This is a genomic window from Salinivibrio sp. SS3 (genome assembly GCF_001722105.1).
Lineage (GTDB): Bacteria > Pseudomonadota > Gammaproteobacteria > Enterobacterales > Vibrionaceae > Salinivibrio > Salinivibrio kushneri.
Map to the genome: position 1 here is coordinate 58,666 of NZ_MEBQ01000005.1, position 24,975 is coordinate 83,640.

24 protein-coding genes and 1 tRNA gene are annotated in these 24,975 nt (G+C 51.3%); 22 read left to right on the plus strand and 3 right to left on the minus strand.

Annotation, left to right across the window (positions count from 1 at the left end; genetic code table 11):
* Positions 1-67: 67 nt before the first annotated feature.
* From aspS to nadA, 17 genes are all read left to right on the plus strand, one after another.
* Entirely contained in the window at positions 68-1,852 is a 1,785-nt protein-coding gene (gene aspS, locus BGL48_RS02795; RefSeq protein ID WP_069361233.1) for an aspartate--tRNA ligase, read from the plus strand.
* A 186-nt stretch (positions 1,853-2,038) separates the two neighbouring features.
* Positions 2,039-2,785 (plus strand): YebC/PmpR family DNA-binding transcriptional regulator, encoded by a 747-nt coding sequence (locus BGL48_RS02800; RefSeq protein WP_069361234.1) that lies wholly within the window; start codon positions 2,039-2,041, stop codon positions 2,783-2,785.
* Positions 2,786-3,307: a crossover junction endodeoxyribonuclease RuvC gene (ruvC, locus tag BGL48_RS02805; RefSeq protein WP_046075360.1), complete on the plus strand. Its 522-nt coding sequence runs from the start codon at positions 2,786-2,788 to the stop codon at positions 3,305-3,307. It abuts the gene before it with no gap.
* A gap of 252 nt (positions 3,308-3,559) precedes the next feature.
* Entirely contained in the window at positions 3,560-4,189 is a 630-nt protein-coding gene (gene ruvA / locus BGL48_RS02810; RefSeq protein WP_069361235.1) for a Holliday junction branch migration protein RuvA, read from the plus strand.
* Between the two features lie 3 nt (positions 4,190-4,192).
* Positions 4,193-5,206, plus strand: coding sequence for a Holliday junction branch migration DNA helicase RuvB (gene ruvB, locus BGL48_RS02815; RefSeq protein WP_069361236.1), 1,014 nt, complete (start codon positions 4,193-4,195; stop codon positions 5,204-5,206).
* A gap of 526 nt (positions 5,207-5,732) precedes the next feature.
* Positions 5,733-7,316: a cytochrome ubiquinol oxidase subunit I gene (gene cydA / locus BGL48_RS02820; RefSeq protein ID WP_176719629.1), complete on the plus strand. Its 1,584-nt coding sequence runs from the start codon at positions 5,733-5,735 to the stop codon at positions 7,314-7,316.
* 11 nt (positions 7,317-7,327) lie between these two features.
* Positions 7,328-8,464: a cytochrome d ubiquinol oxidase subunit II gene (gene cydB, locus BGL48_RS02825; protein ID WP_069361237.1), complete on the plus strand. Its 1,137-nt coding sequence runs from the start codon at positions 7,328-7,330 to the stop codon at positions 8,462-8,464.
* Positions 8,465-8,479: 15 nt separating this feature from the next.
* The gene (gene cydX / locus BGL48_RS02830; RefSeq protein WP_021024361.1) at positions 8,480-8,587 is read left to right on the plus strand and encodes a cytochrome bd-I oxidase subunit CydX; all 108 of its coding nucleotides are present in this window, start codon (positions 8,480-8,482) and stop codon (positions 8,585-8,587) included.
* Positions 8,580-8,876, plus strand: a complete 297-nt coding sequence (locus BGL48_RS02835) for a cyd operon YbgE family protein (RefSeq protein WP_069361238.1) — start codon at positions 8,580-8,582, stop codon at positions 8,874-8,876. Before cydX ends, BGL48_RS02835 begins: the two co-directional genes overlap by 8 nt.
* A 230-nt stretch (positions 8,877-9,106) precedes the next feature.
* On the plus strand, positions 9,107-9,514 hold the full coding sequence (gene ybgC / locus BGL48_RS02840) for a tol-pal system-associated acyl-CoA thioesterase (protein ID WP_069361251.1): 408 nt from the start codon (positions 9,107-9,109) through the stop codon (positions 9,512-9,514).
* Positions 9,511-10,197 carry a protein TolQ gene (gene tolQ, locus BGL48_RS02845; protein WP_069361239.1) on the plus strand — a complete coding sequence of 229 codons (687 nt, stop codon included), beginning with the start codon at positions 9,511-9,513 and terminating at the stop codon, positions 10,195-10,197. The genes ybgC and tolQ overlap by 4 nt, the downstream gene beginning before the upstream one ends.
* A 3-nt stretch (positions 10,198-10,200) precedes the next feature.
* A complete protein-coding gene (gene tolR / locus BGL48_RS02850; RefSeq protein ID WP_046075367.1) occupies positions 10,201-10,647 on the plus strand; it encodes a protein TolR in 447 nt (148 codons plus the stop codon).
* Positions 10,648-10,656: 9 nt separating this feature from the next.
* The gene (gene tolA / locus BGL48_RS02855; protein WP_083238394.1) at positions 10,657-11,712 is read left to right on the plus strand and encodes a cell envelope integrity protein TolA; all 1,056 of its coding nucleotides are present in this window, start codon (positions 10,657-10,659) and stop codon (positions 11,710-11,712) included.
* Positions 11,713-11,813: 101 nt separating this feature from the next.
* Positions 11,814-13,151: a Tol-Pal system beta propeller repeat protein TolB gene (gene tolB, locus BGL48_RS02860; protein WP_069361253.1), complete on the plus strand. Its 1,338-nt coding sequence runs from the start codon at positions 11,814-11,816 to the stop codon at positions 13,149-13,151.
* 50 nt (positions 13,152-13,201) lie between these two features.
* Positions 13,202-13,720, plus strand: a complete 519-nt coding sequence (gene pal, locus BGL48_RS02865; RefSeq protein WP_069361240.1) for a peptidoglycan-associated lipoprotein Pal — start codon at positions 13,202-13,204, stop codon at positions 13,718-13,720.
* Positions 13,721-13,754: 34 nt separating this feature from the next.
* Entirely contained in the window at positions 13,755-14,486 is a 732-nt protein-coding gene (ybgF, locus tag BGL48_RS02870; RefSeq protein WP_069361241.1) for a tol-pal system protein YbgF, read from the plus strand.
* A gap of 267 nt (positions 14,487-14,753) precedes the next feature.
* Positions 14,754-15,797, plus strand: a complete 1,044-nt coding sequence (gene nadA, locus BGL48_RS02875) for a quinolinate synthase NadA (protein ID WP_069361242.1) — start codon at positions 14,754-14,756, stop codon at positions 15,795-15,797.
* Positions 15,798-16,135: 338 nt separating this feature from the next.
* Here the strand turns inward: nadA and BGL48_RS02880 are convergent, their stop codons facing one another.
* The 3 genes from BGL48_RS02880 to BGL48_RS02890 form a co-directional block, all read right to left on the minus strand.
* Positions 16,136-16,456, minus strand: coding sequence for a nucleotidyltransferase family protein (locus tag BGL48_RS02880; RefSeq protein ID WP_327293172.1), 321 nt, complete (start codon positions 16,454-16,456; stop codon positions 16,136-16,138).
* Positions 16,446-16,859, minus strand: a complete 414-nt coding sequence (locus BGL48_RS02885; RefSeq protein ID WP_069361243.1) for an HI0074 family nucleotidyltransferase substrate-binding subunit — start codon at positions 16,857-16,859, stop codon at positions 16,446-16,448. Before BGL48_RS02885 ends, BGL48_RS02880 begins: the two co-directional genes overlap by 11 nt.
* Positions 16,860-17,261: 402 nt before the next feature.
* Positions 17,262-17,840 (minus strand): UPF0149 family protein, encoded by a 579-nt coding sequence (locus BGL48_RS02890; RefSeq protein ID WP_069361244.1) that lies wholly within the window; start codon positions 17,838-17,840, stop codon positions 17,262-17,264.
* A 283-nt stretch (positions 17,841-18,123) separates the two neighbouring features.
* Here BGL48_RS02890 and BGL48_RS02895 point away from each other — a divergent pair.
* The 5 genes from BGL48_RS02895 to BGL48_RS02915 all read left to right on the plus strand — a co-directional run bounded on the left by BGL48_RS02895 (position 18,124) and on the right by BGL48_RS02915 (position 24,205).
* Positions 18,124-18,211 (plus strand) — tRNA-Ser (locus BGL48_RS02895).
* 245 nt (positions 18,212-18,456) lie between these two features.
* The gene (locus BGL48_RS02900) at positions 18,457-19,941 is read left to right on the plus strand and encodes a hypothetical protein (RefSeq protein ID WP_069361245.1); all 1,485 of its coding nucleotides are present in this window, start codon (positions 18,457-18,459) and stop codon (positions 19,939-19,941) included.
* Positions 19,942-20,252: 311 nt separating this feature from the next.
* On the plus strand, positions 20,253-21,419 hold the full coding sequence (locus tag BGL48_RS02905) for a nucleotide sugar dehydrogenase (protein WP_069361246.1): 1,167 nt from the start codon (positions 20,253-20,255) through the stop codon (positions 21,417-21,419).
* Between the two features lie 362 nt (positions 21,420-21,781).
* Entirely contained in the window at positions 21,782-22,714 is a 933-nt protein-coding gene (locus BGL48_RS02910) for an alpha/beta hydrolase (RefSeq protein WP_069361247.1), read from the plus strand.
* Positions 22,715-22,867: 153 nt separating this feature from the next.
* Positions 22,868-24,205, plus strand: a complete 1,338-nt coding sequence (locus BGL48_RS02915) for an MBL fold metallo-hydrolase RNA specificity domain-containing protein (RefSeq protein WP_069361248.1) — start codon at positions 22,868-22,870, stop codon at positions 24,203-24,205.
* Positions 24,206-24,975 lie beyond the last annotated feature (770 nt).

Sequence of the window (24,975 nt, forward strand, 5' to 3'; positions counted from 1 at the left end):
CCTCAGTATTTGGCAGGCTTGTGCCCCAGGGGCAAGCGGAATCATCAGAACAGATCAGGAATAATCTATGCGCACCCAATATTGTGGTCACCTGAATAAAGCCCACGTCGGGCAAGAAGTAAGTCTTTGTGGTTGGGTTAACCGCCGCCGTGATTTGGGCGGCTTGATTTTTATCGACATGCGCGACCGTGAGGGTCTGGTGCAAGTTGTGATTGACCCTGATATGGGTGATGTTTACGAGCAAGCAAACAAATTGCGTAACGAATTTTGCCTGACCATCCGTGGTGAAGTGCGTGCGCGTCCAGAGAGCCAGATCAACAGTGATATGGCCACTGGCGAAGTGGAAGTGGTGGCGAAAGGGTTGGAGATCATCAACCGCAGCGCACCGATGCCGATTGACTTTAACCAGTTTATTTCCGAAGAGCAGCGCCTGAAGTATCGCTACCTTGACTTGCGCCGCCCTGAGATGAGCGATCGGATTAAACTGCGTGCCAAAGCCACCAGCTTTGTCCGTCGTTTCCTTGATGATAATGACTTTTTAGACATCGAAACCCCAGTACTGACTAAAGCGACCCCAGAAGGCGCACGTGATTACTTGGTGCCAAGCCGTGTGCACAAAGGCAACTTTTATGCGCTGCCGCAATCACCACAGCTGTTTAAACAGCTGTTGATGATGTCCGGGTTCGATCGTTACTACCAAATCGTGAAGTGCTTCCGTGATGAAGATTTGCGTGCCGATCGCCAGCCAGAATTTACCCAGATTGATATCGAAACCTCGTTTATGAGCGCCGACCAAGTGCGCGAGGTAACCGAGCAATTGATCCGTGACATGTGGCAATCACTGCTTAATGTCGACTTGGGCGCGTTCCCCACCATGAAGTATGAAGAAGCGATGCGCCGTTTTGGCTCCGACAAGCCAGATTTGCGTAACCCGCTCGAAATCGTCGATGTAGCAGACATCGTTAAAGATGTTGAATTTAAAGTGTTCTCTGGCCCGGCAAACGATGAAAAAGGCCGCGTGGCTGTGATTCGTGTACCAGGCGGTGCCAGCTTGTCGCGCAAGCAGATTGATGAATACACCCACTTTGTTGGCATTTACGGCGCCAAAGGCTTGGCGTGGATGAAAGTCAACGACCGCGACGCCGGTTTTGATGGCATTCAATCGCCGGTGGCCAAGTTCCTCAATGCCGAAGTGGTAGAAAGCATTCTGTCACGCACCGAGGCGCAAACCGGTGACATTATCCTATTCGGCGCAGACAAAAAGTCTGTCGTTACCGAAGCGCTTGGCGCACTGCGTGTGAAGTTAGGCCTGGATCTTGAGCTGACCGACACCCAAGCGTGGGCACCATTGTGGGTGATTGACTTCCCAATGTTTGAGGAAGACGACGAAGGTAACTTGCATGCGATGCACCACCCGTTCACTGCGCCGACAGACGTGACACCTGAAGAGCTGGTGGCAAACCCGGCGGCGGCGAACTCCAACGCCTACGACATGGTGATTAATGGCTACGAAGTGGGCGGTGGCTCGGTCCGTATCCATAACCCAGAAATGCAAGCCGCGGTATTTGAGACGCTGGGCATTGATGAGCAAGAGCAGCGCAAGAAATTCGGCTTCTTGCTGGATGCGTTGCAATACGGCACCCCACCACACGCAGGTCTGGCGTTTGGTATGGATCGCCTGGTGATGTTGCTATCCGGCACCGAAAACATTCGCGACGTGATTGCCTTCCCGAAAACCACTGCAGCGGCCTGCTTGATGACTGACGCGCCAAGCCTGGCCAATGACGCGGCGCTTGAAGAGCTGGCGCTGAGCATTACCGCGGCGGCAGAGCAAAACGAACACAGCGAATAAATTCGCCTGATGACGGGCAAATAGCCTTGCCCGTCTTATCCTTGGGGCCGATAACTGCCGCAATCACGCGGTGATATCACGGCTGCAAGGTCACTGTCTCAACGCGCCTCAGACTGAAAAGCCAAGGCGCGTTTTTTCTTATAACTCCTTTCACGTGAGGGGAGCGCAAAAAAACGGAGAGTCGATATGGCAGGTCACAGTAAGTGGTCGAACATTAAACACCGTAAAGCCGCTCAAGACGCGAAGCGCGGTAAGATTTTCACCAAACTTATCCGAGAAATTGTGGTGGCAACCAAAGAAGGTGGCCCCGAGGCGGAAACCAACCCACGTTTGCGTGCCGCGGTGGATAAAGCGCTATCAAACAACATGACGCGCGACACCATCAACCGTGCGATTTCACGCGGGGCGGGCGGCGAAGGTGACGAAAATATGGAAACCGTCATCTATGAAGGCTATGGCCCCGCGGGCACTGCGGTGATGGTGGAGTGCATGACCGATAACCGCAACCGCACGGTATCAGGCGTGCGCCATGCGTTTTCCAAATCCGGTGGTAACCTGGGGACCGATGGTTCAGTCAGCTTCTTATTCGATAAAAAAGGGGTGATCACCTATGCCTCTGGCCTTGAAGAAGATGCGGTGATGGAAGCGGCGCTCGAAGGCGGCGCGGACGATGTGGTCACCTATGACGACGGTTCAATGGATGTGTACACCACGCCTAATGACTTTGGCTATGTGAAAGATGCACTGGATAAAGCCGGGTTTGAGGCTGAACGTGCCGAAGTGACGCAGGTGCCATCCACCAAAGCGGAGTTAGATGCAGACACGGCCCCGAAACTGCTGCGCTTGATCGATACGTTAGAAGACCTTGACGATGTGCAAGAAGTCTACCATAACGGTGATATATCGGACGAAGTGGCAGCGAGTTTAAGCTAAATGGCAGTGATACTGGGAATTGACCCAGGTTCGCGGATCACCGGTTATGGGGTGATCCGCCAACATGGTCGGCATCTAGAATATCTCGGTAGTGGCTGTATTCGCACCGAGACCGACGACTTACCCGGTCGACTAAAGCATATCTACGCAGGCGTGAGCGAAGTCATCACGCAATTTCAGCCGGATAACTTTGCCATTGAGCAAGTATTTATGGCTCGCAACGCGGATTCAGCGCTTAAACTGGGTCAAGCACGCGGCAGTGCCATTGTTGCGGCGGTAAACGCCGATTTACCTGTCTCTGAATATGCCGCTAGGCTTATCAAGCAAGCCGTAGTGGGAAAAGGCAGCGCGGATAAAAAGCAAGTCCAGCATATGGTCACCCATATGTTGAAACTTAGTGCCACCCCGCAAGCCGATGCCGCCGATGCTCTCGCGGTTGCCATTTGCCATGCTCACACCAACCACACCCTCATCGCCATGGCCGGCAAAGCCAACGCCGCCCGCCGCGGCCGGTATCGGTAAAAGCGCCTAGGGATTTCGAATACAGAGCGCTTCGCTTACAGAATACGGGAAGAGCAGGAAGTAGCGCCTAGGTCCTAGGATCCTAGGCCCTAGGAACTTTTTCTACAGGGACAGGCACGTTACGCTTTTCCGTAATCCGTAATCCGTAATCCGTAATCCGTAATCCGTAATCCGTATCCCCCTCAATCCGACTGGATATAGATCCAGTTATTCTTTATCCTTGGAGGCAAAGTAACAAACTGAGATGCGATTGTGATAGGCCGATTACAGGGAACCCTGATAGAAAAGCAACCTCCTGAGATTTTGATCGATGTGAACGGCGTCGGCTATGAAGTGAGCATGCCGATGAACTGCTTGTATCAATTGCCGGAGGTGGGCGAAACTGCCACCGTGTACACGCATTTTGTGGTGCGTGAAGATGCGCAACTTCTCTATGGTTTTAGCGGTAAACGTGAGCGGGCGCTGTTTCGGGAAGTGATCAAGGCCAATGGTGTGGGACCTAAACTGGGGTTAGCGATTTTATCGGGGATGACGGCTAACCACTTTGTCGACAGTGTCGAGCACAACGATGTCTCGACCCTGGTTAAAATCCCCGGTGTGGGCAAGAAGACCGCGGAACGTTTGGTGGTTGAAATGCGTGACCGGCTTAAAAATTGGGAAGCGTTCGATCTCTTTACCCCGCACACGGATGCTGCGACGGCTGAGGGCGCAGCCCTGCGCGCAGCGCCAACCACCATATCGTCTGCCGCGGATGAGGCGGTAAGCGCCTTGGTCGCACTGGGTTATAAAGCGGCGCAGGCGGAGAAAGTGGTTAAACAAATTGCAACTGATGACATGAGCAGCGAAGACGTGATCCGTCACGCGCTGCGTTCAATGGTGTAACCCATGATAGAAGCTGATCGTTTAATCTCGGCGCAAACCACCCCTGATCGGGAAGAAGAGGTGATCGACCGCGCGATTCGTCCTAAGTTATTGGAAGACTACCAGGGGCAAAATCACGTCCGTGATCAAATGGAAATCTTTATCCATGCTGCGCGTAAACGCCAAGAGGCGCTCGATCATCTGTTGATTTTTGGCCCGCCAGGTCTGGGTAAAACCACCTTGGCCAATATTGTGGCCAATGAAATGGACGTCAATATTCGCACTACGTCGGGCCCCGTGTTAGAAAAAGCCGGCGATCTGGCCGCCTTGCTCACCAACCTTGAGCCTCATGATGTGCTGTTTATTGATGAAATCCATCGCTTAAGCCCAGTGGTAGAAGAAGTCTTGTACCCCGCGATGGAAGACTATCAGCTAGATATTATGATTGGTGAAGGGCCTGCCGCACGCTCAATCAAAATCGATTTACCGCCGTTTACCTTGATTGGAGCCACCACCCGCGCCGGCTCGTTGACATCGCCCTTGCGTGACCGGTTTGGTATTACTCAGCGTTTAGAGTATTACAGCGTGGGGGATCTAACCAGTATCGTGAAACGCAGCGCCCATTGCTTGGCATTATCAACCGACGAGGAAGGGGCGATGGAAGTGGCGCGTCGTTCTCGTGGTACGCCACGCATTGCCAACCGCTTGCTCCGTCGTGTGCGTGATTATGCCGAAGTAAAAGGCACGGGAGATATCAGTGCTGACATAGCCCAACGCGCGCTCGATATGCTCGATGTCGACAGCCAAGGGTTTGACTACATGGATCGCAAGCTACTCAATGCTATTATTGAGAAGTTCGATGGTGGGCCGGTGGGGCTTGATAACTTAGCGGCGGCGATTGGCGAAGAGAAAGACACCATCGAAGATGTGATTGAGCCTTATTTGATTCAACAAGGCTACCTGCAACGCACACCACGTGGTCGGATTGCCAGCCAGCGTGCCTATTTGCACTTTGGCTTTGATTTGCCGAAAACCTAGTCGGCTAAGACTGAGCGGAAAATCCTCGCAAACTTTAATCAAGATCAAGACGTTTTTTTCTAAAACAGCCCCATTGGCCGACAACCAATGGGTTTTTTTGATCTAGATTAAGGTTATGTAGCACGTGAACCCTTATCGTAACCCCATCTGCTAGCGGTTGCTGGTGACGAGACAATGAGAAGTGGCTTCCGTTAATGCCTCCGTCTCACCCAGTTTCTTCGCGGTTAATCACAGTTTTGTATCTTGGTTGGTTTGCCTTATTGTTTTTGCAGCCGAGTCGACAAACCGAGCAAAACGCGATTAACACCCCATTGTTGTACCTATAATATTAGTTATACCTTAATTAGATAAAATTTAACTATAGAATAACCTTGGTGTTTCAACTTTGTAACATGCAAGCAGTCAATTAAGAAGTGTGTAGCTTTCCCCGCGCCAGCCAGTTGTTTTGACTGCCGTGTTGGGTGAGAGAGTAAAACGAGCGATACGCCAGTATCGGCACCGAAAACGGTGTAAAGGAGTGACCATGATTACCGATATCGTCGATTTATCGCGGCTGCAGTTTGCGCTGACCGCGATGTATCACTTCCTGTTTGTTCCTTTAACTCTGGGCATGGCATTTTTGCTGGCCATCATGGAATCGTTATACGTGATGACCGACAAGCAAATCTACAAAGACATGACCAAGTTTTGGGGCAAGCTGTTTGGAATTAACTTTGCGCTTGGGGTGGCCACTGGTCTCACCATGGAGTTTCAATTCGGAACCAACTGGGCCTACTATTCCCACTATGTCGGGGATATTTTTGGGGCCCCGCTTGCCATTGAAGGGCTGATGGCCTTCTTCCTTGAATCCACTTTTGTGGGCCTGTTCTTCTTTGGTTGGGATCGTCTCAGTAAGCGTCAACACTTGGTCACTACCTGGCTGGTGGCGTTAGGCTCTAACTTTTCCGCGCTATGGATTTTGGTCGCCAACGGCTGGATGCAAAACCCCGTGGGTTCAGAGTTTAACTTTGAAACCATGCGTATGGAGATGGTGAGCTTTGCTGATGTGGTCTTTAACCCCGTGGCACAGGTGAAGTTTGTTCACACCGTTGCTGCTGGCTATACCACAGGGGCGATGTTCATCCTTGGTATCAGTGCCTACTACCTGCTCAAAGGCCGTGATATTGCCTTTGCCCGCCGCTCGTTTGCGATTGCCGCCTCGTTTGGCATGGCGGCTATTTTGTCGGTAATCATCTTAGGTGATGAGTCCGGGTACGAGCTAGGCGATGTGCAGAAGGTCAAACTGGCAGCGATTGAGGCCGAATGGCACACCGAGGAAGCGCCAGCGGCGTTCACCGTGGTGGGGCTGCCGAATCAAGAAACCATGCAGACCGATTATGCGATCAAAATCCCTTATGCGATGGGGATCATTGCCACGCGCTCACTGGATAAAGAAGTGACAGGCTTAACCGATTTGATCGCTGAGCACGAGACTCGTATCCGCAACGGTATGCAGGCGTATGCGTTGTTGGAAAAACTGCGTGCCGGCGAGAAATCACCGGAAACCAAAGCCGCGTTCAATGAAGTGAAAAACGATCTCGGTTATGGCTTGCTCCTCAAACCGTACACCGATAAGGTGGTGGATGCGACGGAAGGGCAAATTCAGCAAGCGGCGCAAGACTCTATTCCGCAAGTGGCGCCTTTGTTCTGGAGCTTCAGGATCATGGTAGCCTGTGGCTTTGCGATGTTGTTTATTTTTGGCATGGCGTTCTGGCAAACCTGCCGTCAGCGTATCGATGAAAAACCCTGGTTACTGAAGCTTGCGCTGATTGGTATTCCGCTGCCGTGGATCGCATGCGAAGCCGGTTGGTTTGTTGCCGAGTATGGCCGTCAGCCTTGGGCGGTGGGGGAAATCCTCCCTGTGCATGTCGCGGCGTCTAACCTGGCCGCTGGCGATATTATTTTCTCGATGGTGGCGATTTGCTCGCTCTACACCGTTTTCCTCGTCGCCGAGCTTTATCTGATGTTCAAGTTTGCCCGCCTTGGGCCCAGCAGCCTGAAAACTGGCCGCTACCACTTTGAACAAAAAGGCAATCCAGAAGCGGATTTCAGCCGCCAGATTGAAGCATAAGGAGAGAGAGCATGTTTGATTATGAAATGTTACGCCTGATCTGGTGGGTGCTGATAGGCGTGTTACTGATTGGCTTTACCGTCACCGATGGCTTTGATATGGGGGTGGGCGCTTTGCTTACCCTGATCGGCAAAACCGACAGCGAACGTCGGGTGATGATTAATGCTGTTGCCCCTCACTGGGAAGGTAACCAAGTCTGGTTAGTGACTGCTGGCGGGGCGCTCTTTGCTGCTTGGCCGTTGGTGTATGCGGTTTCCTTTTCTGGTTTTTATATCGCGATGGTGGTCACGCTGGCGGCGCTGTTTTTCCGTCCCATGGGCTTTGACTATCGCTCAAAAATCGATGATCCACGCTGGCGCACCGCGTGGGATTGGGGCCTGGTCCTGGGAGGTTTTGTGCCACCGGTCATTTTCGGGGTCGCCTTTGGTAATCTCCTACAAGGGGTCCCGTTCCAGCTTAGCGATCTTTTGATCCCAACCTACACCGGCGGCTTTTTTGCGCTGCTTAATCCCTTCGCACTGGTGTGTGGATTGGTGAGCCTGTTTATGGTGGTGTTGCAAGGGGCGACCTGGCTGCAACTGAAAACCACCGATGCGCTGCATGTACGTGCACGTAATGTGGCTCAGCTCTCTGCACTGCTTACCACAGTCCTCTTTGTGGCGGCAGGCTTCTGGGTACAAAATATGGATGGTTTTGTGGTGGTCAGTGATGCGGCGAATCAAGCGGCGTCTAACCCACTGGCAAAAGAGGTCGCACTGCAAAGCGGGGCTTGGATGCGTAACTACCAAGCGATGCCAATTCTCTGGTTAGCACCTCTGGTCGGTGCGGTGATGCCTTTATTTGCACTGCTGGCGTCGCGTCTTGAGCGTGGCGGCTGGGCCTTCTTGTTCTCGAGTTTAGCCGTGGCGGGCGTGATTTTGACCGCGGGGATCGCGATGTTCCCGTTTGTGATGCCATCGAGCACTTTCCCCGGCCACAGCTTGACCATGTGGGATGCCACCTCTAGCGAGCTGACCTTGTCAATTATGACGATTGTCGCCGCGGTGTTTGTGCCGATTATCTTGGCTTACACCCTGTGGTGCTACATTAAGATGTTTGGTCGTCTAGACGCGCAATATATTGAAGACAACACCCATTCACTGTACTGATTAAGGAGCTTGCATATGTGGTATTTCACGTGGATTCTTGGTGTGCTGCTGGCATGCGCCTTTGGCATTATCAATGCCTTATGGTTGGAGCACACCGAAGCGATGGATCACGACAATGAGTGAGCGCCAACCTGCGCCCTTAGGCCAGCATTTTACTGGCCTTTGGCGGCTGCTCTCATTGGCCAGTGCCCTGTGCTGGGGCGGCCAAGTGATGTGGGCGCCAGAAGCCTTTGCTCAGCGCATGGGTGGGGTGACGTTTCCGATGGGCGTGGGGCTGCTCTACGCGACCTGCGTCGGGGTGATCCATGCCGTCGGTTTCACCGCGCAAGGCAAGTGGAGCCGATGGCTCACCTGGCCGCCATTGGGATGGGGCGTCTCCCTTCTTTTGCTCGCCTTGATGTGGCTGCGCTAGTTGAGCCAACCGCTCGGTGAGCAAGTGCAAAATGACAAATGAATGACAAAAGCACCCAAGCGGTGCTTTTTTCATCACTCTAGCGTGAGTAATTGCGCGTTTTTTGCAGCACATCACTTCTCGACTGCTTGATGGGCGACCAATGCGCCAGCCGCGCGGTCTCGGCATTTCTATACATCCACAACTTAGGTATAGTAATTGCCTATCGAAAACCGATCATGGGTAAAGACATGACAGAATCAACGCCGTTTCGCTGGCCCATCCGTGTGTATTATGAAGACACGGACGCCGGGGGAGTGGTTTACCACGCCAATTACCTCAATTACTTTGAGCGGGCACGCACTGAACTGTTGCGTGAGATCGGTGTCAATCAACAAGCGCTCTTTGCCGAGCATACGGCCTTTGTGGTACGCCACATGGACATTGATTTTCACCGTGGCGCTCGGCTTGATGACGCGCTGGAGGTTGTCACTACAGTGTCAGCCATGGGGCGCGCCAGCATGACGTTTTGTCAAAGCTTGGTGAATTCTGATCAAAAAGCATTGTGTGCGGCGACGGTTAAGATAGCCTGTGTCGACCCAAAAAACATGAAACCCAAATCGATTCCAACACAGATTAAATCGGAGATGATGACGTGACCGCTGAACTTTCCATTCTCGACCTGTTTTTGCAAGCAAGTTTGCTTGTCAAGGGAGTGATGCTGATATTACTGGGTATGTCAGTGGTGTCTTGGGCGATGATCATCAAACGCTCCAAGGTCATGCAGCAAGCGTTTAGCAAAGCGGAACGCTTTGAAGACAGATTTTGGTCCGGGATCGATCTTTCTCAACTATTCCAAGAAGTGCAAGCACGCAAAGACAACTTGACCGGCAGTGAGAAGATTTTTTACGCCGGCTTTAAAGAATTCGCGCGTTTGCATCGCAGCAATGACAAAGTGCCTGAAGCGGTGATGGAAGGCACCTCGCGGGCGATGCGTGTGTCGCTATCAAAACAGGTGGAAGAGCTGGAAACCCACTTACCGTTTTTAGCCACCGTGGGTTCGATCAGCCCCTACATCGGTCTATTTGGCACCGTGTGGGGCATTATGCATGCCTTTATCGCCTTGGGTGCGGTGAAACAAGCCACGTTGGCGATGGTCGCGCCCGGGATTGCTGAAGCCTTGGTGGCAACCGCAATGGGCCTTTTCGCGGCTATCCCAGCGGTGATGGCGTACAACCGTCTGACGGCTAAAGTGGGCAAACTTGAGCACAACTACATGAACTTTATGGAAGAGTTCTCGAGCATTCTTCATCGTCAAGCGTTTGCGGCAACCCAGGAGTGATCCATGGCGTATCAACCTAAGCGGCGCAAGATGACGGCTGAAATCAATGTCGTCCCCTACATTGATGTGATGCTGGTACTGCTGATTATTTTTATGGTGACCGCCCCCTTCGTGACGCAGGGCGTGGATGTGGATCTGCCACAAACGGCACAAGCGAAAACCGCGGCAGAGCTAGCAGAAGAGGAAGACAGCGGCGCCTTTATCATTGTGGAAGTGGATAAAGACGGCCAACTCGGACTCAGTGTCAATAATGGCGATATGACGCGCGGTTTGAGCTTGGAAGAAATTCTGGTGCGCGTTAAAGCTGAGCTGCAGCTCAACCCCAAATCGCCCGTGTTAGTGGGCGGTGATGGCCGGGTGCCTTATTCAGAAATCATCCTGACGCTTGATGCATTAAACCAAGCTGGCGTGTCGTCAGTGGGCTTAATGACCGAGCCGTACGAGTCGTAGGTGAGGGTGATGAACGAGCCAAACGATAAACCAACCCACCAAAAGTCAGGCAAAGACTCGCTGATACCCGCGCTGGCGATATCAGCCGTGTTGCATGTGGTGTTAGTGATTGTGCTGTTGTGGGGCGCAGACTTTAGTTCTGACTCAACGCCAACCCCTAAAGCGGGGCGTGCGATTGATGCCACAGTGATTGATCCGGCCGTGGTCAATGCACAGGCGAAGAAAATTCGTGAGCAACGTAACCAGGCAAAGCGTGAAGAAGCGGAGCGACTCAAACGGTTAGAGCAGCAAGCGAAACGCCTTGAGCAGCAGCGTGAGCAAGAAGAGCAGCGCCTTCGCGACGTGAAGCGACAAAAGCTAGAAGCTGAGCGCCAAGCACGGGAAGAGCAAAAGCGGATTGCCGAGCAACAGGCCAAAGCGGAAGAGCAAGCGCGTATTGCCAAGCAAAAAGCCGAGCGGGCCGAACGCGAACGCCAGCGCAAGTTAGAAGAGAAGCGCAAAGCGGAACTCGCGGCGGAGAAAGCGGAAAAAGCGCGGCAAGAAAAGCTCGCTGCGCAACGTAAAGCCGAGGAAGAAGCGAAAAAAGCCGAAGCTGAGCGACAGCGCAAGCTTGCTGAACGTAAAAAAGCGGAAGAAGAGGCGCGCAAAGCCGAACAAGCACGCAAGGAAGCAGAGCGCAAAGCCCAGGAGGCGAAGCGACGACAACAAGAGCAAGAGGCGGCGCTGAACGATTTGTTCTCAGGCCTTGAGTCAGAAGCCAGCCAGCGGCAAAGCGCGCGCGGGCAATTTATTCAAGACGAAGTGGCGCGGTACGGCGCCATTTTTACACAGATGATCCAGCAACGGCTTATCGTTGACGATGGCTTAAGTGGCCAAGAGTGTGTGGTGAATATGCGCTTGTCGCCCACTGGCCTGCTACTTAATGTGGAAGAAAAGGCGGGCAACACGCGACTGTGCCGCGCGACCAAGACCGCGGTGGCGTCTGTGTCCCAGTTTCCAATGCCGGAAGATGGCGATATTATTGCCAAACTACGTGATATCGAGTTGACCGTTAGACCTAACTAAACGACAGGATACCAAACATGATGGAAGTGAGCCCCTGCGGTGGCACAAAGAGTGTGACAAGCAAGAGTCAGGATCGTTTGCGAACATGGCGTATCGCCGCGATGGTGATGCTTTTTGCCTGTCTGTCGATACTGACGCAACCGGCACACGCTGCGCTTAAATTGGTGATCACCGAAGGGGTGAATACCGCGCGCCCGATTGGCGTGATCCCGTTTCAATGGAAAGGGCAAGGCGAATTGCCGGAAGATATTTCTGGCGTAGTCGGCTCCGATTTACGCCGCAGCGGTAAGTTCAATCCGCTGGCGGTTAGCGAGATGCCGCAAACCCCGTATAGCGATACTGACGTAGATTACAACGCCTGGACCTCGCTGGGGGTGGATGCGGTGGTCACAGGCACCATTACTCCCACATCTGACGGTCGTTATCAGATTGACTACCAGCTGATTGATATCGTTCGAGGCCAGCTCACCGGCGGGGAAAGTAAAGGCCTAGGTGCCGATGGCAAGCTAGTGCAAACCGATGATCACTTACTGGTGAATAACCGCGCCACGGTCAAAGAGAGCGACTTACGCCGCTATGCGCACCGGATTTCCAATATTGTCTATGAGCAGCTCACCGGCGAAAAGGGCGCGTTCTTAACGCGTATCGCTTATGTGGTGATTGATAAAGAAAACGACTACCCCTACCAGCTGCGGTTATCGGATTACGACGGCTACAACGAGCGTTTGATCCTACGCTCCAAGCAGCCTTTGATGTCACCGTCTTGGTCACCGGATGGCCGCAAGCTCGCCTATGTCAGCTTTGAAAATGGCCAGGCAGAAATCTTCATCATGAACATTTACACCGGCCAACGTGAGAAAATTGCGTCATACCCTCGTCACAATGGATCGCCACAGTTTTCCCCTGATGGCAGCAAGTTAGCCTTGGTACTCTCCAAAACCGGTAGCTTGCAGGTGTATACCTTCGATTTGAACAGCAAAAAATTGACGCAAATTACCCATGGCCGTGCCAACAGCACCGAGCCATTTTGGGATCCTGATGGTAACTCGCTCATCTATACCTCTGACCGGGGTGGCAAACCACAGATTTATCGCGTAAATTTAGACGACGGAACTAGCCGACGGATCACGTGGCAAGGCAATCAGAACATGGGTGGGCAACTGACACCGGATGGCCGTCACTTGATTATGGTCAATCAATCATCGTCTGGCTATAACATTGCAAAGCAAGACTTAAACAGCGGGGCGGTGCAAATCCTAACCAAAACCTTGTTGGATGAGTCGCCAAGCATTGCGCCAAATGGCAGCATGGTGATTTACAGCTCGGTATATGGACGTAAGAATGTGTTGTCGCTCGTCTCTGTAGACGGCCGCTTTAAAGCGCGGTTACCGGCAACCAACGGGCGCGTGCGTGCACCAGCCTGGTCACCTTACCTGTAGTTTTTAAATTTTAAACAACGTACGCTAACTTTCTAGAAAAGGAAAATAGAATGCAAATCAATAAAGTACTGAAAGGTCTGGCGGTGGCACTGCCGATGTTTACACTGGCTGCGTGTAGCTCACACGATAGCTCAACAGGCAGTGGTTCTGGCCAATCAACCAACCAAAATGGCACCACCGTTGTTTCTCCTGTTGACGGCCAAGGCTCAATGACAGAGCAACAAATTCGTAACCAAGAGCTGCGTCAGTCGCAAACCGTTTACTTCAACTTTGACGACTCATCAGTACTGCCACAATACGAAGACATGCTGGATGCCCACGCGACTTACCTGCGTGCTAACCCAGCGATGGAAGTGGTCGTAGAAGGTCACGCTGACGAGCGCGGTACGCCTGAGTACAACATCGCCCTGGGCGAGCGTCGTGCCGAAGCGGTGTCTAAATACCTGCAAGCGCTGGGTGTACCGGCGAGCCAGATCTCTATCGTGAGCTATGGCGAAGAGAAGCCGTTGGTACTTGGCCAAAGCGAAGAAGCTTACGCCAAAAACCGTCGTGCGGTATTGGTATACTAATCCAGCCTTTTGGTAATGGATAAAGGATATGACAATGAACAGTAACTCTGTGCGAACCCTCGCGCTGGCGTTACTGGTGAGTGCGGCAGCCCCCGTGGCTGCCACACCTGCTCCGGTGACAGAAGTAGGGGCGGGCGGCACCGCCGTCGATCGTTTAGAGCGCATGCTCCAAGCACGCAACCAAATGCAACTGGATATGCAGCGCCAGCTTGACCAAATGGCGCAAGAGCTGAGCAATTTACGCGGTAACGTTGAGCGCAACAGCTATGACATTCAACAAATGGTTGAGCGTCAGCGCGACCTCTATCGAGAAATCGATACCCTAAGAACGGCGAAGCAATCAGCACCTGCAGAGCCTGACAAAAAGGCTGAAGACAAGTCAGCCGCGAACTACACCGCGGATCAAACTGAAAATGCAGCCTATGAAGCCGCCGTTAATCTGATCTTAAAAGAGAAAGATTACCAAGGGGCTACCAAAGCATTTAAAGCGTTTCTTTCACAATACCCAGAGTCGGTTTACACCGCCAATGCCCACTATTGGCTCGGTCAGCTTTATTTCTCCAAACGTAAGTTTGAACAAGCCAGCCAAGAATTCACGGCAGTCAGTGAGTTTAAAGACTCCAACAAACGCCCGGATGCCTTGCTGAAACTGGGCCTGATTGCACAAAAACAAGGTAACGGCGACCAAGCCAATCAATACTTCCAACAAGTGATTGATACCTACCCAGACTCAACCAGCGCCAAACAAGCCAAAAACGCGATGTAGGCAATAAGGTCCTAGAGTCCTAGGACCTAGGATCTAGGAGAATGAATACAGAGCGCTGCGCTTACAGAATACGGGAAAAGCAGAAAGCAGTGCCTAGGTCCTAGGATCCTAGGACCTAGGCACTTAGGTCTCCGTATCCCGTAATCTATTCCTAGGACCTAGGAACCAGGAACTAGGCTCTAAGACCTCGCTCTAGGACTCTAGCTCCACTCACGTTATACTACCCGGACTGGAAGCCTCGGACTGGAAGTAAGCATGAGTAATCCCATGAGCCAAGTAATTGAAACGTCGCAAAGGGTCTACCCCTTTCCGCCGAAACCTGTGGCATTGAGTGACGAAGAGAAAAAACAACACGTTGCACGCATCAAACAATTGTTAGAAGAAAAAGACGCGGTGCTTGTTGCTCACTATTACACGGATCCAGAGATCCAAGCCCTCGCGGAAGAAACCGGCGGATGTGTCGCAGACTCGTTAGAAATGGCCCGCTTTGGTAACCAACACTCAGCAAGTACCTTGATTGTCGCCGGTGTACGCTTTATGGGGGAAACCGCCAAAATTCTCACCCCAGAGAAAACCGTGCTAATGCCGACACTTAATGCGGAATGCTCGTTAGACTTAGGCTGCCCCGCGGATGAATTCACCGCGTTTTGTGATGCTAACCCTGATCATACCGTGGTGGTATACGCCAACACTTCCGCCGCCGTCAAAGCGCGTGCTGATTGGGTGGTGACGTCTAGCATTGCGTTAGAGATTGTTGAACACCTTGACAGCCAAGATAAGCCAATTATCTGGGCTCCAGATCGCCACCTTGGCGCCTACATCGAAAAAGAAACCGGTGCAGATATGCTGCTATGGCAGGGTGAGTGCGTGGTGCATGACGAATTTTCAGCTCAAGCGTTGGAAAAAATGAAACACCTTTATCCTGATGCCGCGATTCTCGTTCACCCAGAATCGCCTGCCAGTGTGGTCAAAATGGCGGATGCCGTCGGCTCAACCAGCCAGCTGATTAAAGCGGCACAAACGCTGCCGAACGAAAAGCTGATTGTCGCTACCGATAAAGGCATTTTTTATAAGATGCAGCAAATGGTGCCGGAAAAAGAACTTGTCGAAGCCCCCACCGCCGGCGCCGGCGCGACCTGTCGAAGCTGCGCCCATTGCCCATGGATGGCGATGAACGGCCTCAAAGCGATTGAAAACGCGCTTGAAAACGGCGGCGACGAGCATGAGATCCACGTTGACGACAAGGTGCGCGAAAAAGCGTTAATCCCGCTCAACCGCATGCTCAACTTTGCCGCTGAAATGAAGGGGTAAAGTGGTTCCTGGGGCCTAGGCTCCTAGATCCTAGGAAAAGATGACGGAATACTGAGAACTAAGTGCCTAGGATCCTAGGACCTAGGCACTGCCTTATGCTCTTCCCGTACTCCGTAAGCGAAGCGCTCTGTATTCAAAAATCCTGAACATCGCGTAGGTCGGACAAGCGCCGGTGCGGTGTTAATCATGAATACCCAAGCCAAAGCGCGCCCGTTGCACGGCGCCTCCGACATGGGAGGTTAAAATTAACACTGACCGTGATAGGCGCCCGCTGGCACTCTACACCTTTCCAACATCGTGTAGAGGCCCGTGTCATCGTCGCTAGGAGTTCCTTTGGATTACTTTACTTGCTTGGCTTCTTCGCGAATACGTGTGATGAGCTCAGACGATTGAGTTTGATGTTTGAGTACGATATCAACGGTGTAGGGAAGCGTCGATTGCTCGAGTTTATCTTGTATTATTGCTACATCATTGAATGTTAATGTGTTGCCCTCAAGCATGATGTCGATATCAGAATTATCTCTAAATGTGCCGGTTGCGCGAGAGCCAAAGATCCAGGCGTGTTGGACGCCAGGGTGGCTGAATACCATATCTTGGAGCAGTTGAAATTGATGGGGTTTTAACCCTATCTCCATCAAGAACGTGGCATTATTGTCCACTTTTATTCTCCAAATACCGCATGATCTCGGCAATAACAGGGGCATAATGTTTAACGATCAGTCTTTGCGCTTCGAGGGCATTTTGCTCGTCGTAGGTGTGCGAAAGCAAGTTTCGTTTTACTAGCGCGTCAAGCAAGGTTTCACACTGATCCGACGACAGATGGTTGGCTTCTAACGCTGTGCGAATGACACTGCGCGGCGATGCAACATCAAACCCTTCGTAGCTTAATAAGTCTTTTAAGGTTTTCCACGTGAGCTCAAAAGTAAACTCAAAGGTTTGCACGAGGCCTGCCAGCTCAAGTTCGTTATAGCTTTCTTGCCCGCAAGCGTTTTCAAGCCGACGTTGTGCTTTAGTCAGGTTTTGAAGTCGAAGTTGCCAGCGCTCCAGGTGTGTATCCGTCATTTTCACCTCCTTGCAGGGTTAGGTAATCGGTACCCGAATTTTGTCATACGCCGACACAACCACCAAAACATAAACTAGGCGTAGGTCGGCATAAGCGCCAGCACGATGCCAACAATTATCACAATGTATGCCGTGCGCCCGTTGCACGGCGCCATCCGATATCAAAGCCAACGATTAACTTCGATCGTGACAGGCGCCCGCGTTGGCCTATTTGTACGTATCCAACATCGGGTAAGGGCTTGCGCCATCGTCGCCAATCGAATCATTTGACGGAATACGGAGAACTAAGTGCCTAGGATCCTAGGACCTAGGCACTGATTTCTGCTCTTCCCGTACTCCGTAAGCGAAGCGCTCTGTATTCAAGGCCCTGTATACTATCGTCTAGGGCCTAGGGCCCTGATTTTATGCCCCTTCTGCATCTTCCGCCAATGCCGCGCCGTGGAGGGTTAAACCACACAACATGGTAGGCATGGCGTTAAAGATTTCCTCAAACTGTGCTAGCTCTTCCGCGCCTTGCGCTTCCATGGTAGAAAGTGCGGTTTCTGGGTCGTAAAGCAAGCTAATAGACAGCACTACGCCACCGAGTAGGGCATTACCATCAGTGTTTTCCGGCATCAGCGTTTCCCAGTCATCGCGGGTTAGGCTCCAGCCTTGCAACAACCCCTCGGCGAAATCGCGCGTCGCTTGGTTGACAATTTCAGCGTCATCCAGCAAACAGCCTTCCGGCCATTGCCAAGTTTTCTCCAACAACTGTTGGCGCTGTTCATTCCAAATATCCACAATCAGATTGGCGTACTGCTCAAACTGCTCATGGCTCTCAAATGGCGCTTGTTCTTCGCCCCCCCACATCACAGGAAGCCACTCGCTAGGACTAATAACATGAGGCGCGGCCGCCATCGCGGTGACGACACCACGAGTTTGCATTTCGTTAAGTAGCTGCTCGCTATCGGCATGCTGGGTGAGAAAGTCTGATAACGTCATAACACTCTTATTTGTATTTTGATCAATGCCGTGAGTTTAACAGCTTTCGCACTCGCGTGCTTCCATCGCTCGTACACTGTTGCTCAACACGTTGGCGACTGAATCGAGGGCAACTCAGTTTTTCCAGACATAATGATACTTTTGGTGATGGAATAGCCATTTAAACCCAAAGCCATCACCAACAGCTTGACCGCAAAGCAGCAACTCTCTATAGTACGCCCCGTTAACGCGATAGCGGGTAAGCCGATCACCCTCAATAAACAGCTCGCGTAACAGACAATATGGTGAGGTGTCCGAGTGGCTGAAGGAGCACGCCTGGAAAGCGTGTATACGGCAACGTATCGAGGGTTCGAATCCCTCTCTCACCGCCATCATTTAAAAAGCCGCCCTCATGGCGGTTTTTTGCTATGTATCGCTCACCGAACAATGATCTCAAGCCATTTTTACCCTCACAGCAATTGCCCAAGTTGCTTTTATCCCTTATCTAAAAACGCTAACCTAGTCGCAGTGGATAGTAAAGTAGCTTCGGCTCACTTTTTGCATCACCCACGCCATCATGCATTCAAAGGCAAACACTTGCCGTTAGATTGGCACCAAGACCCAAAGAGTATCAACTATGTTTAACAAGCAACTTTTAGCGATCCTTATCCCTCTAACCTTATCCGGTTGCGGCGGCGGCAGTGACGACAGCGGCGGCAGCCAACCCAAGCCAACCCCTAAGTATACCTTTGAGTTTGCTGCTCTTTATGCGAAATCAGACGCTAACAGCAGGTGTGCAGTTTATGGTGAAAAGCAAGATGGAAAACAGATACTGGCGACTAAAGATCGGATTATAAGTGGTATCGATACAACCGGAACGATTCTCATACAAGATGAACAAGGTGGCGTGACTGATACTTATGATATCGGCTCGAATAAATTAAGGATTAATCAGTCAATTGTCCCAGAAGAGGGCTATGTTACGTTTGTTCTGGCAGAGAAAGGTGATATCAGTGCGATATCCTATCAGAAAAATGCACTAAGTCAGTCTGTACTGTTTGGTTACCCTGTCGACAGCGTCAGTAATGATGATAGATGCGTAACCTCAGGCGCAACCAAGCCGGATGAACGAGAGTATTCAAATGTCAGGGTTGATGTTTCGAATGGCTCTGATGCGCATAGCGTTGGTATCACAACGCCAGATAAGCGAGCGCTTTCATCAAACTTTGGCGCTAAAACGGTCAGCAGAGCATTCAGGAGTGCATTAGGGGTAGGATATGCTCAAAAAGCTGCAGGCGACCCCAATAACACTGATATTTCAGATGTAGAGACGCCGCGAGAAATCACAGATTACAAATTCTTTAATCTGTCCGATAATGCCACAGAGGAACTTGACAAGTTAATCGAAAGCAACAGCTGGACAGCTCCCGCAAACACCTACAACCTAACCTCCGCCGCCCTCTATGCTGACTACCAGCAAACTCCCTATATTTGGCAAAACTTGCCTCACAGCGCGAGCGATACCATCACCTACCGCTATGATCCAGACAGTAACAATCTGGATTACTTTTTAACCGCAGAAGGAAGCGTGGACGCTTCAGGTGATCAATGGCAACTATCGACCGCGCAACAATTGTCTGATACACAACTAAGCGCGGGATTAGGTCGTACGGATCTGGCAGATAGCATCACAGCTCCACAACAGACAAACGCGAATATCGATGGAAGTGGAACGTTAACAGCCTATGGCAACGGTGCTGGCGGCCAAGCGGGGATTCAACGTATTGCTTATCAAGTTGCAGACGGTTCGACAACAGTCACACACGTTATCTATGCTGAAGCAAATGCTCAGCAAACCGTCCCATTGTTCGACAACAATACTATTGATTCACTAGTAAATGGTGCAGGTACATTATCTAATTATGATATCAGCGTGATGTACACAGAAAACGATCAAGCTTTGGCAGCGCTAATGGCAGAACACACCAATCCAAGTATTACTGATAATAGTGACCTAAGTGTGGATCCATTGCCCGTGCTCTTGACCACCTACGAGAGAGAGCAACTGGCTCGACAAAAGAAAATCATCGATCATTATCAAATATCGACGAGTAATCCTTAGGATCTAGAGCTTTTCTTGCTCTTTTCCGTTATCTGTAAGCGAAGCGCTCCGTATTCAATTTCCCGAATGCGGAGTACTGAATACGGAATACAGAAAGAGCAAGAACTCCAATGCGAGCACGGTCTGCTTTATCTAGTCTCTAGCCTTTAGTTTCTAGAAGCGAAGCGTCTCGTCCCTTTCCCGTCATCCATAATCTATTCCCTAGGTCCTAGGTCCTAGGATCTAGGACCTTTCCCCTAAATGCCCTAGGATCTTTCCCCTAGAGCCCCCACGTGATACCCTTTTTCTAGACATAACTTAAGGGAAATCCGATGAAAATTGCAGTTGCTGGAACAGGTTATGTGGGCCTGTCAAACGCTATGCTACTGGCGCAACACAACGAAGTGGTCGCACTCGACATTGTGGAAGAAAAGGTCAATCTTCTTAACAATCAACAATCCCCGATTGTCGATGCTGAAATAGAGCAATTTCTTGCCGAAAAACCACTTCACTTCACTGCCACTTTAGACAAAGAGCAGGCCTACCAAGGCGCGGACTTTGTGGTGATTGCTACTCCCACAGACTACGATCCCGAAACTAACTACTTTAATACCAGTTCAGTCGAGGCGGTGATTAAAGATGTGATGGAGATTAACCCAGAGGCGGTGATGGTGATCAAATCGACTGTGCCGGTCGGTTATACCGCTGAGATTAAACGCAAGATGGGTTGCGAAAATATCCTCTTCTCCCCTGAGTTCTTACGTGAAGGCAAAGCACTTTACGATAATTTATATCCATCACGAATAATTGTCGGTGAGCAATCCGAGCGCGCGCGCCAGTTCGCCACGCTGTTGCAACAAGGCGCAGTCAAATCGGGTATCTCGGTCTTGTTTACCCACTCCACCGAAGCCGAAGCGGTCAAGCTGTTCTCCAACACCTACTTGGCGATGCGGGTGGCGTATTTTAACGAGTTGGATAGCTACGCCGAATCCCACGGTTTGGACGCACGCCAGATCATTGAAGGGGTAGGGCTAGACCCACGTATTGGCGATCACTACAACAACCCCTCGTTTGGCTACGGCGGTTACTGCCTGCCAAAAGACACCCGTCAACTATTGGCCAATTATCAAGATGTGCCCAATAACATCATTCAAGCCATTGTTGACGCCAACACTACCCGCAAAGACTTTATTGCTAATGCGATCATAAAGCGTGAACCTAAAGTCGTCGGCGTCTATCGCTTGGTGATGAAATCCGGCTCAGATAACTTCCGCGCCTCAGCGATTCAAGGGATCATGAAACGCATTAAAGCCAAAGGCATTGACGTGGTGGTATATGAGCCAGTGCTTGAAGAAAATACCTTCTTTAACTCAGACGTGATCAAAGACTTGGATACCTTCAAACAACGCGCCGACGTGATCGTTGCCAACCGTATGGTCGACGAGATCCGTGATGTAGAAAGCAAAGTCTACACCCGCGATTTGTTCGGAGCGGATTGAGGGAAGAACAGCCCCGTACTCGCATTGGGGCGCTTGCTTTTCCGTACTCTGTATTCAGTAATCTGTATGCGGGAATTGGAATACAGAGCGCCTCGCTTACAGAATACCGAAAAGAGCAGGAAGCAGTTCCTAGGACCTAGACCCTAGGAACTTTATCTACCAGGGCTGGCACAATAGGCTCTTTCCGTATTCCGTATTCCGTATTCCGTATTCCGTATTCCGTATTCCATAATCTTTCCCTAGGACCCTAGGATCTTACTCTCTTTCCGCTCCCTCCCTCGCAAAATCCTCCAAACACCATACAACGCAACTATCTACCTCGCTTATCCTCACCCGCACATTCATAACCGATGGATGATGCCATGTTATTTATTACCAGCCGTATTCCCGAGCAAGGCTCGCACAGTGAGGCTGGCCGCTGGTTAAGCTTTGATAACCAAAACACCGATATCTCAAAGTGGGTGTACTTTTGCCAACGCGCCGGGCAGGGTGAATACCAAGAGCTGACAGTCGCGCCGTTTATGGCCAAACTGAAAGCCTTGCCCGTACATACCCAAATACTCTTTTTTCTCCATGGTTATAACAACCAAATGGAAAGCCATATTTTCCCGATGGCACAGACCTTACAACATCAATGTGATCGCCTGTCACCCAACGCCATACTAGTGGTGCCGATTATCTGGCCGTGTGATGAAGATGGCCAGCTCGGCGTTATTGATGATTACTGGGATGACCAACTTGCCGCCACCGCGTCAGGCTTGGCGTTTAGCCGTTTATTGGCGATGTTTGATGACTGGCGTCGCGCCCCCGAGCAACAAACTAATCCGTGCAAACGGCGCATGAACCTACTCGCGCACTCCATGGGGAACCGCACGCTCATCAGCACCTTTCACCATTGGCACCAACATGCTGGACTCGATACCATGCCACAATGGTTTCGGCATATCTTTATGATGGCCGCCGATGTTGATAACCAAGCGCTAGAGCCGCACCAGCCAGGGAGAGCCGTCCTCGATGCCGCCAAACAAGTGCATATTTACTATGCCGCCGATGATTTAGCCATGGCTGCCTCAAAGGTGGTGAACGTACGCCACCGCACCGTCACCCGCCGCCTCGGCATGACCGGTCCTGAAAACCTTGACGCGCTTCCCGCCAACAAAGTGACGGTAACCGACTGCGACGCCTTTAATGACCAGTTCGATCCCCACTGGGGTCATACCTATTTTCTCACCGACGATAACGGCCACCCAAGCCCGTTGATAGAACAGATGATGGATAAGATGATAGGCACATAGGTGACACAAGCCCCAGCACGATGATGGATAGGTGCACATTGTAAACGGGTGCCTGTCACGATCGGGGATAATTTTAACCTTAATGTCGGATGGCGCGTAAAGCAGTTCCTAGGATCTAGGACCCTAGGATCTTCCCCCACCAAGGACGTAACCATGCCCAACACCTCACTAAACACCGACACCCTCAATGTCACTCACCATGGTGGCTATCAAACCGTGACTGGCTCGTGTCACCAAGTGGATATAAAACCAAGCGGTTTACGCTTGCTGATTGATTGCGGGCAATACCAAGGAGATGAAATGCGAGAGGCGAGGGTAAATCTTAATGGCAAACGCATTGATGCGTTGATCCTTACCCATGCCCATATTGACCACTGCGGTTTACTGCCTTGGCTACTGGCGTCGGGCTTTAACGGCCCCATTTATTGCACCGAAGCCACCGCTGCTTTGGTTCCGCTATTAATTGATGACACCTTAAAACTGCAACTTAATATGAATTACGGTGATCGTCAGCGGGTACTTGAGCGCATCCGCCAGTTGATGGTGACACTGCCTTACAACCGCTGGCATCGGCTAAAGCCCAAGCAACAAGGGCAGACAGCGACCTATCTGCGTTTTCAACCAGCCGGGCATATTTTGGGCTCGGCCTATGTTGAATTAAAACTGCCGGACCAACAACGGGTGGTGTTCTCTGGCGATTTAGGGCCCAGTGACACACCATTATTGCCCGACCCAACCCCGCCAAGTCGTGCCGATACCTTGTTTTTAGAATCCACCTACGGTCATAAAACCCATGAGTCCGTCGCCACGCGCGCACAGCGGCTAGGCGCCATTATTCAACGCTCACTCGAAGACGGTGGCGCGATATTGATCCCCGCATTCAGTGTCGGTCGCACCCAAGAGCTGTTGTTTGATATTGAGCAGCTTACTCACCAAAAGCAGCTTGATGATGCCCTCCCTATCATTCTTGACTCACCCATGGCGCAAAAAGTGACGCGTCACTATCGCCAGTTTAAAAAGCTGTGGAGCAAAGAGGCCAAAACCAAACTGAACCAACACCGTCATCCGTTAGCCTTTGAGCAATGCATTACCATTGATGAACACAGCCAACATATGGCGTTGGTGAATCGCCTCAAACAAACCGGCGAACCGGCCATTGTGGTCGCCGCCTCCGGCATGTGCCAAGGCGGACGGATTATGAACTATCTCGCCGCCTTGCTTGAAGACAAACGCACCGATGTGATTTTTGCCGGCTACCAAGCCCAACACACCCTTGGCCGTGATATCCAGCAAGGCAACAAACAAGTGTGGATAGACAACTCGCCAGTCACCGTCAACGCCCAAATCCACACAATCTCTGGTTACTCCGCCCACGCCGATCAAAACGACTTGGTCAAATTCGTGCAAGGCATCCAACCACCTCCCAAGCAGATCCACTTGATTCACGGCGAACCAGACAGTCAGCGGGAACTATCTGAGAGGCTCAAGTAGGCGGGAACAAGCAGCCTCGTGCGCGCATCGAGGCTCTTGCTCTTTCTGTACTCTGTATTCCGTAATCGGTATTCGGGAATTGGAATACGGAGCGCTTCGCTTACAGAGTACGGGAAGAGTGGGAAGCAATTCCTAGAACCGAGGATCCTAGACCCTAGGTTCTTTATCTACCAGAGCTGGCACGATACGCTTTTTCCGTATTCCGTATTCCGTATTCCGTATTCCGTATTCCGTATTCCGTATTCCGTAATCTCTTGTCTAGGACCTTTTCCAGTCTCTCCCCCATTCCGTGATCTACCCCTTCTTTTTAGGAGATAACATACTACAAACAAACACAGATGCCCCGTAGCACGTTATCTTTAAAGCAGTTTTTACAAAAACTGAAACTTTATCTGATCGCTAAAATGTGTAAACTGCGCTACGTACTAGGTTAAAACTACGTTTTGTACATTAAGCACTCATCGGTGCAGATCCACCAGTACTCATCGATTTGGCAAGCGCAACTCTTGGCGACAGAGATCACAGAGATGATGGTGTTTTACTGAAAAGTGGCTCTCAACTTGTAAAACATACCTTAAAACAGACGGTTACCGCGCCCAGGGGAGCGACACCTCCGGGCGGTAGCGTACCCAGGGAAAACGCATGAAGATCCGCGGCATGCCTGGGCTAGCCAGGGAAAACGCATGAAGATCCGCGGCATGCCTGGGCTAGCGATTTAATGACTTAGTTGTCAATTAAGGCTGAAAATCGTGCGTTGAACCATGTTTATT